The sequence below is a fragment of the Pseudomonas sp. P5_A2_2 genome (genome assembly GCF_054177685.1).
This window is the reverse complement of record NZ_JBGCUL010000457.1, coordinates 1-3,569: the sequence shown is the minus strand read 5'-3', so window position 1 is coordinate 3,569 and position 3,569 is coordinate 1. Positions and strand designations below refer to the sequence as shown.

General features: G+C 60.5%; 3 protein-coding genes and 1 riboswitch. Of the genes, 2 read left to right on the top strand and 1 reads right to left on the bottom strand.

Annotated features, from left to right (window positions below):
* Positions 1-103: 103 nt before the first annotated feature.
* Positions 104-613 carry a 6,7-dimethyl-8-ribityllumazine synthase gene (locus ACXRVY_RS20345; protein WP_457266309.1) on the bottom strand — a complete coding sequence of 170 codons (510 nt, stop codon included), beginning with the start codon at positions 611-613 and terminating at the stop codon, positions 104-106.
* Positions 614-716: 103 nt separating this feature from the next.
* Positions 717-887, bottom strand: a riboswitch (FMN riboswitch).
* A gap of 196 nt (positions 888-1,083) precedes the next feature.
* On the opposite strand from ACXRVY_RS20345, the gene ltaE reads away from it, so the two are divergent.
* Together ltaE and alaS are read left to right on the top strand one after the other, a co-directional pair.
* The gene (ltaE, locus tag ACXRVY_RS20340) at positions 1,084-2,088 is read left to right on the top strand and encodes a low-specificity L-threonine aldolase (RefSeq protein WP_458238089.1); all 1,005 of its coding nucleotides are present in this window, start codon (positions 1,084-1,086) and stop codon (positions 2,086-2,088) included.
* A gap of 146 nt (positions 2,089-2,234) precedes the next feature.
* Positions 2,235-3,569, top strand: a 1,335-nt coding sequence (alaS, locus tag ACXRVY_RS20335) for an alanine--tRNA ligase (RefSeq protein WP_458238088.1), incomplete at its 3' end; no start/stop codon positions are given.

Sequence of the window (3,569 nt, the reverse complement as noted above, 5' to 3'; positions counted from 1 at the left end):
TGTAGGAGCGAGCCTGCTCGCGATAGCGGTGTATCAGTCAGCATAAATGTCGACTGACAGTCCGCCATCGCGAGCAGGCTCGCTCCTACAGGTTTTGCGGTGATTATACGGCTAGCGCACGCGGCTCGGTGCGACGCAGCGAACGGATCTTCAGCAACGTATCCGCACAGGTCTTCGCCGCTTCCTGGCCTTTATGCAGGAAATGCTCGAAGAAGAACTTCTGGTGCTCTTCGCCGGCATGGAAGTGGTGCGGGGTCAGGGACACCGAGAACACCGGCACTTCGGTTTCCAGCTGAACCTGCATCAGGCCGCTGACCACCGACTGGGCGACGAACTCGTGACGGTAGATCCCGCCGTCCACCACCAGGGCTGCCGCGACGATGCCGGCATAACGACCGGTCTTGGCCAGCAACTTGGCGTGCAGGGGCATTTCAAAGGCACCGCCGACTTCGAAGAAATCGATGTCGGATTCCTGATAACCCTGGGCAATCATTTCGGCGACGAAGCCTTTGCGGCTCTGATCGACAATATCCTTGTGCCAGCAGGCCTGGATGAACGCAACGCGCTCGCCGTGGTGGTGTTTGCTTTTGCTGTCTATTGCGGTGGGTTGCATGTTCTGACTCCTGTTTGTGTGAAAAACAGGGCGTTATGAATCGAAGGGGATCTGAGGGTACGCACGCTCGCATGAATGCCGGCGGACGGCCCTTTGCAGTCAATCCCGTTCTCTCTTCATCCGGACTATGACCGTCGGCCCCGGGATCACACCGGGTCTGCTGACCTTGCTGCCAGGCACTGCCGAAGCCGTGCTGTCACCAAGCGCTCGCGGGCTATGCGCATTGCGCGCAATTACCGCCGGTGGGGAGTTGCACCCCGCCCTGAGAACGTTTTTGCCGCTGGAAAGTTTGGCGGCGCAGCGTTTTTAACACATATTTGCGGTATGCGCATGGCCCCTTTTGGATGATTGTTATCGACTTTTCCGTTGGTTTAATTGGCCTTTTCCTGCGCAAGGGTTGATTAATCGTCGCCATGCCCGCAGTAATTCTTTCCTGAAAGGGATTTCCCCTGCTTACCGAGGCCGGATTCATGAGCGTTATCGATCTTCGCAGCGACACCGTCACCCAACCTTCCACCGGCATGCTCGACGCGATGGCCAGTGCGGCCACCGGTGACGACGTGTATGGCGAAGATCCGACGGTCAATCGCCTGGAAGCTGAGCTGGCCCAACGCCTGGGCTTCGCCGCAGCGCTGTTCGTGCCAACCGGCACCATGAGCAATCTGCTGGGTTTGATGGCCCACTGCGAACGCGGTGACGAGTACATCGTCGGCCAGCAGGCTCACACCTATAAGTACGAAGGTGGCGGCGCGGCGGTGCTCGGTTCGATCCAGCCGCAACCGCTGGAAGTGCAGGCCGACGGTTCGCTGGACCTGGCCCACGTCGCCGCAGCGATCAAACCGGACGACTTCCACTTTGCGCGTACCCGCTTGCTGGCGCTGGAAAACACCATGCAGGGCAAGGTCCTGCCGCTGGAGTACCTGGCCCGGGCGCGCAGTTTTACCCGCGAAAACGGTTTGCAGCTGCATCTGGATGGGGCTCGCCTGTACAACGCTGCGGTCAAGCTGGGTGTCGATGCCCGGGAAATCACCCAGTATTTCGATTCCGTCTCGGTGTGCCTGTCCAAAGGGCTGGGCGCCCCGGTCGGTTCGGTGCTGTGCGGCTCGGCCGAGCTGATCGGCAAGGCCCGGCGCCTGCGCAAGATGGTCGGTGGCGGCATGCGTCAGGCCGGGATTCTGGCGGCGGCAGGCCTGTACKCGCTGGATCACAACGTTCAGCGCCTGGCCGATGACCACGCCAACGCGCAATACCTGGCCGAAGGCCTGCGGGCGGCGGGCTTCGAAGTCGAACCGGTGCAAACCAACATGGTTTACGTGCAGATGGGCGACAAGGCCGAGGCCATCAAGGCCTTTTGTGCCGAGCGCGGGATCAAGCTCAGTGCCGCCGCGCGTCTGCGCATGGTCACGCACATGGACGTCAGCCGTGGGCAAATCGAGCAAGTCGTCGCGACATTCGTCGACTTTTCTGGCAAGTGACGGCGTTAACCGTCTAAATGAGTGTTTGCAACGTACAAACACACTGTACCTAGTCACTAACGCCGATATAATGCGGCCCTTTGCCGTCGCTTCGTCTGTTGACGTTTCGAACAGGCCTTTGGCCGCAGCCTCCGTGGAAGAACCTAATGAAAAGCGCAGAAATCCGTGAAGCCTTCCTTCGCTTCTTCGAAGAGCAAGGCCACACCCGTGTAGCCTCCAGCTCTTTGATTCCGGGCAACGACCCAACCCTGCTGTTCACTAACGCGGGGATGAACCAGTTCAAGGACTGCTTCCTGGGCCAGGAAAAGCGCGCGTACACCCGCGCCGTCAGCAGCCAGAAATGCGTGCGCGCCGGCGGCAAGCACAACGACCTGGAAAACGTCGGTTATACCGCCCGTCACCACACCTTCTTCGAAATGCTGGGYAACTTCAGYTTCGGCGATTACTTCAAGCGTGATGCCATCACCTACGCCTGGAACTTCCTGACGTCCGACAAGTGGTTGAACCTGCCGAAGGAAAAGCTCTGGGTCACCGTCTACGCCAGCGATGACGAGGCGTACGACATCTGGACCAAGGAAATCGGGGTTCCAGCCGAGCGCATGGTGCGCATCGGCGATAACAAGGGCGCGCCATACGCCTCCGACAACTTCTGGACCATGGGCGATACCGGCCCGTGCGGTCCTTGCACCGAGATTTTCTACGATCACGGCGCCGACATCTGGGGCGGCCCACCGGGCTCGCCGGAAGAAGACGGCGACCGTTACATCGAGATCTGGAACAACGTGTTCATGCAGTTCAACCGCACCGCCGATGGCGTGTTGCACCCGCTGCCAGCGCCGTCGGTCGACACCGGCATGGGCCTGGAGCGGATCAGTGCCGTGCTGCAGCACGTTCACTCGAACTATGAAATCGACCTGTTCCAGAGCCTGCTGAGCGCTTCGGCCAAGGCCATCGGCTGCACCAACGACGCCCAGGCTTCGCTGAAAGTGGTGGCTGACCACATCCGTTCCTGCGGCTTCCTGATCGCCGACGGCGTGCTGCCGTCCAACGAAGGCCGTGGCTACGTGCTGCGCCGGATCATCCGTCGCGCCTGCCGTCACGGTAACAAACTGGGTGCCAAGGGCAGCTTCTTCTACCAGATCGTCGCGGCCCTGGTCGCCGAGATGGGCGAAGCTTTCCCGGAGCTGAAATCCCAGCAGGCGCACATTGAACGCGTGCTGAAGGCCGAAGAAGAGCAATTCGCCAAGACCCTGGAGCAGGGCCTGAAAATCCTCGAGCAGGATCTGGCTGAACTCAAGGGCGACGTGGTGCCCGGCGACGTAGTGTTCAAACTCTACGACACCTACGGTTTCCCGATGGACCTGACCGGCGACATCGCTCGCGAGCGCAGCCTGACCATCGACGAAGCAGGTTTCGAACGTGAGATGGAAGCCCAGCGCGTCCGTGCCCGTTCCGCCAGTTCCTTCGGCATGGACTACAAC

What these genes read in the sequence shown, in the direction of transcription:
- ACXRVY_RS20345 (WP_457266309.1), bottom strand. Translation starts at nt 613, where the DNA reads ATGCAACCCACCGCAATAGACAGCAAAAGCAAACACCACCACGGCGAG.